This window comes from Dyella sp. 01N36 (assembly GCF_056399745.1).
Genome location: NZ_JBFTRY010000237.1, coordinates 1 through 4,688 on the forward strand (window position 1 = coordinate 1; position 4,688 = coordinate 4,688).

3 protein-coding genes are annotated in these 4,688 nt (G+C 64.6%); 2 read left to right on the top strand and 1 reads right to left on the bottom strand.

What is annotated here, in order from left to right; translation table 11 throughout:
* Positions 1-1,165, top strand: a 1,165-nt coding sequence (locus AC1DMG_RS19980; protein WP_477180968.1) for a multifunctional CCA addition/repair protein, incomplete at its 5' end; no start/stop codon positions are given.
* A 164-nt stretch (positions 1,166-1,329) separates the two neighbouring features.
* Entirely contained in the window at positions 1,330-3,324 is a 1,995-nt protein-coding gene (locus AC1DMG_RS19985; protein WP_477180969.1) for an LTA synthase family protein, read from the top strand.
* A gap of 58 nt (positions 3,325-3,382) precedes the next feature.
* Here the strand turns inward: AC1DMG_RS19985 and AC1DMG_RS19990 are convergent, their stop codons facing one another.
* On the bottom strand, positions 3,383-4,576 hold the full coding sequence (locus AC1DMG_RS19990; protein WP_441605210.1) for a class I SAM-dependent methyltransferase: 1,194 nt from the start codon (positions 4,574-4,576) through the stop codon (positions 3,383-3,385).
* Positions 4,577-4,688: the final 112 nt, after the last annotated feature.

A 4,688-nucleotide genomic window follows, 5' to 3' on the forward strand; every position in this document is an offset into this window, starting at 1 on the left:
CGACCACGTGGTGGTCGGCGCGCGTCCCGACGAGATGCTCGAGCAGGGCTTTCGCCCCGTCGGCAAGGACTTCCCGGTCTTCCTGCACCCCAAGACCAACGAGGAATACGCCCTCGCACGCACCGAGCGCAAGACCGGCCACGGCTATCACGGCTTTGCTTTCCAGGCCGATCCCACGGTGACGCTGGAGGAGGATCTCGCGCGGCGCGACCTCACCATCAACGCCATCGCCGAGGCCGAGGACGGCCAGCTGGTCGATCCGTTCAATGGCGTCCGCGACCTGGAACAACGCCTGCTGCGGCACGTATCTGCCGCTTTCGTGGAAGACCCCGTGCGCCTGCTGCGCGTGGCGCGTTTCGCTGCCCGCTTTGCGCCACTGGGTTTCACGGTGGCGCCGGAGACCATGGCGCTGATGCAGCAGATGGTGCGCGATGGCGAGGTCGATCATCTGGTGCCCGAGCGCGTCTGGCAGGAAACCCGCAAGGCCCTGGGCGAGGCCCAGCCGTCAGCCTTCCTGCGCGTACTGCGCGAATCGGGTGCGCTCGCCGTGCTGTTTCCCGAGGTGGATGCGTTGTACGGCGTGCCGCAGCGCGCGGAGTTCCATCCCGAAATCGATACCGGCGTGCACGTGGAAATGGTGCTCGACATGGCTGCAAAGCTGGCGCCTGGCAACGACGTGGTGGGCTTCTGCGCGCTCACCCACGATCTGGGCAAGGCGCTGACGCCCGCCGATGTATTGCCGCGCCATCTTGGCCACGAGCACGCCGGCCTCGCGCCCCTGCGGCGTCTCGTGGCACGCCTGAAGGTGCCCACCGAGCATGCCACCCTCGCCGAACTGGTGTGCCGCGAGCATCTCAATGCGCACCGCGCCTTTGAGCTGAAGCCATCGACGGTGCTGCGTCTGCTGACCTCGCTGGATGCGCTGCGCCGGCCCGAACGCCTCTCGCTATTCCTCGCCGCCTGCGCGGCCGACAAGCGCGGACGCCTGGGCCACCAGGAGGACGCCTACCCGCAGGCAGGCTATCTCCAGCGTGCGCGCGACGCCGCCGCAGCGGTGCGCTCGGAATCGATAGTGGCGCAAGGCCTGCAGGGCCCGGCGATTGGCGAGGCCATGACGGCGGCCCGCGTCGCGGCCATTGCGGCACTGAAACGCAGCGCGGACTGATACGGCCAACAAAGCCTGATGAAAGCCACTACCCAGTAAGGTAACTGGCTACAAATCTGTCCGCTTGTCGCTAGTCGGCGGCTTCCGTGTATAAACGCGGTCGCCCATCCCGCCCGGCCACTTCGCAGCCAGGCCTTCGTTTCCCAGCTTTTCCGGAGTTTTCCGTGCCGACTGCCAATCCATCGACCTCGCCGCTGCGCCAGCGGTTTCGCCCGTTATGGTGGCTGGCCATCAGCTATGTGCTGATCGGCGCGCTGACCCGCATCGTGCTGCTTTACATGTCCGGTAGCGGCGTGCCGCACAACCCGCTCTATTGGGGTTATGCATTCGGCGTCGGGCTGGGCTACGACCTGATCGTGTTCGTCTTTCTTGCCTGGCTGCTGATGCTTTATCTGTGGCTGGTGCCGCAGCGCCTCTATGTGTCGCGCGCAGGCCAGTGGGCGATGTACATAGGCGGCGCGGTGATGCTGTTCGGGCTGCTCTTCGTGGCGGCCTCGGAGCTGGTGTTCTGGGCGGAATTCGGCACCCGCTTCAATTTCATCGCAGTCGATTACCTGGTCTACACCACCGAGGTGATCGGCAATATCCGCGAGTCCTATCCGCTGGGCACCTGGATCAGTCTGCTCGCCATCGCCACCCTGGTTGTCGTGTGGCTCAGCCGCGGCGGCCTGCAGGCGCGCGACAGCGGCACCCGTTTTCTTCAGCGCAGCAAGGTGGTGCTGGTGTGGCTGGTGATCACGGTGGTCCTGGCGGTCGCCGTCAAGGGCACCTTCAAGGATCGCACCGACAACACCTATGTGAACGAACTCTCCGGCAACGGCGTGTTCGAGTTCTTCGCCGCGTTCCGCTCCAGCCATCTGGACTACTCGCGCTTTTATCGCACCCTGCCCGACGACGAGGCGTTCAAGCGCGTGCGCGAGCTGGTGAAGACGCCTGAGGCCACCTACGTCAGCAGCGATCCGCATGACCTGACGCGCGAAATCCGCCATGCCGGTCCGGAGAAGCATCTCAACGTGGTGCTGATCAGCGTGGAGAGCCTGTCGGCCGACTTCCTCTCGGAGTTCAGCAACAAGCGCGGCAACATCACGCCCAACCTGGATGCACTGATCGACCAGAGCATGTTCTTCGACAACCTCTACGCCAACGGCACCCGCACGGTGYGCGGCCTGGAAGCGTTGTCGCTGTCGGTGCCGCCCACGCCGGGCGACTCCATCGTGAAGGCGCACAACAACGAGAACCTGTTCTCGGCCGCCAATGTGTTCAATGCCCGCGGCTACCAGTCCGACTTTGTCTACGGTGGCTACGGCTACTTCGACAACATGAACTACTTCTTCGCCCATAACGGCTATCGCGCGGTGGACCGCAACGATATCGGCAAGGGCGAGACGATCCATCACGAAAACGTGTGGGGCGTGGCGGACGAAGATCTCTACACGCTGGCGCTCAAGCAGATGGACGAGGCGCAGGCGCAGGGCAAGCCGTTCTTCCTGCACATCATGACCACCTCCAACCATCGTCCGTTCACCGTGCCGGCCAATCGCGTGCCGCAAAAGAACGGTACGCGCGAGGCAGCGGTGGCGTATACGGACTGGTCCATCGCCGATTTCATCAAGCGCGCCAGAAGCAAGCCCTACTTCGACGACACGGTGTTCGTGATCACCGCCGACCACTGCGCCTCCAGCGCGGGCCGCAGCAGCGTGCCGATCAACCGTTATCACATCCCGCTGTGGATCTATTCGCCCAAGCACATCCAGCCGCAGCGCGTGTCGCGGCAGATGGCCCAGGTGGACATCATCCCCACGGTGATGGGCCTGCTCAATTTCAGCTACCGCAGCCGCTTCTTCGGCGCTGACATTTTCCAGCTTGAACCGGGCCGCGAACGCGCCTTCCCGGCCACCTACGAGAAGCTCGGCTACCTGCATGGCGACGCACTCACCGTGCTCGAACCGCAGCGCAAGCTGGAGCAGGTCAAGCCGAACTTCGACAACGGCGATGCCGTGCCCAATACACCGGTGGACCAAGGACAGGTGGACGATGCCACCGCCTATTACCAGGTCGCCGCGTCCCTGTTCAAACACGGTCAGTTGATCAAGCGGCCGGACGACGACACACCGGTGCAGCCTGCGCCTGCACCAGCTGCCGCTTCCAGCACGCACTAAGCAAAACGCCCGCGGACGACGCGGGCGTTTTCTTTTGGCGGGCTGATTTGTCGGAGCGTCAGAGCCGGTCGCCCTGGTCCGCCTCCAGCACGTCGGCCGGCAACGGCAACACATCCATGCCCCGTGCAAACAACATGGCCTGGAAGCGTTCGCCCATCTGCTCGGGCAGCGTGAGTTTCTTGACCTGTTGTGCCAGGTCATAGCGCGCGGCTTCGTCTGCGGCCGCTTCGTACGCCACGCCAAAGATGTCCTGCAATCCACTGCCGATCAGGAACTGCGCCTGCGGCATATAGCCGGCCACGCCGAAGCCTGCGCTATTGCCCGCCTCGGCCAGCGCGGTGAAATCGACCGACGCAGTGAGGTCGTTGAGGCCTGGCAGATACAGCGGATCGTTGTGCGAGCGATGGCGGTAGTAGGCTCGCAAGGTGCCATCGTTGCGCTCGGGCAAGTAATACTCGCGACGCACATAGCCGTAGTCGATGAACAGCATCACGCCGGCGGTGAGCGAACCGGCGATCGCCTGGATCCAGTACGGCAGCTGCGGCAGGATTTCCGAGCGATAACCTTCGGGAAATTCCGCCTCCAGATCGCGTTCGACATGACGCACGGCGCCGGACACGAGGGCATCGGCGGGACGATCCACGCGCATCAGACGGCCTTCGCCATCGAGCGCGACGTATTCTTCATAGACTTCACCGGCGCGCAGGGTGAAGCGCGTGGTCGGCAGTGCGTCGATCACCTCGTTGGCGAACAGCACGCCCTGCCAGTCCTGCTCCGGCGGACGATCCAGCCACAGCACGTGCGCAAACAGCTCCGAGGGCAGCGCTGCCGCAAGCCGGTCGCGCTGGCGTTCGCGCAGATCGGCGCTGGGTTCGAGGATGTAGTAGCGACGCGGGACGGCGCCGTTCGCGGCGAAGGCCTTGAGCGCCGCTTCGGCAAATGCGCCGCTGCCGCCACCGAGCTCCAGGAAGTCGGCCGAGTCGCCCAACATCTCGAGCACGGGATAGGTGGCATTCACCACGCAACGTGCAAACAACTCGCCCAGTTCGGGCGCCGTGATGAAATCACCCGCTTCGCCGAACTTGGTCTTGCCGGCACTGTAGTAACCCAGGCCCGGCGCATACAGGCAGCGCTCCATGTACTGCGAAAACGGCATCGGACCATGCGCGGCGATTTCCTCGCGCAGACGCGTCAGCAGTCGGTCGGAATGGGCGCGCTCGTCGGCGCCGGGATCGGGGAGTCGGGAAGACATGGGGTTGCCTGCGGGGAAACAGGCGAAGTCTAACCCATGCCCCGCCATAGCCTCGTGAGGGAGGGGAGACCGGCTATGGCGGGGACATCGGCCCAGCTGACTGGGTGCGACG

Excerpts from the sequence above, each read along its gene's own strand:
- AC1DMG_RS19990 (WP_441605210.1), bottom strand. The coding sequence starts at position 4,576 with ATGTCTTCCCGACTCCCCGATCCCGGCGCCGACGAGCGCGCCCATTCC.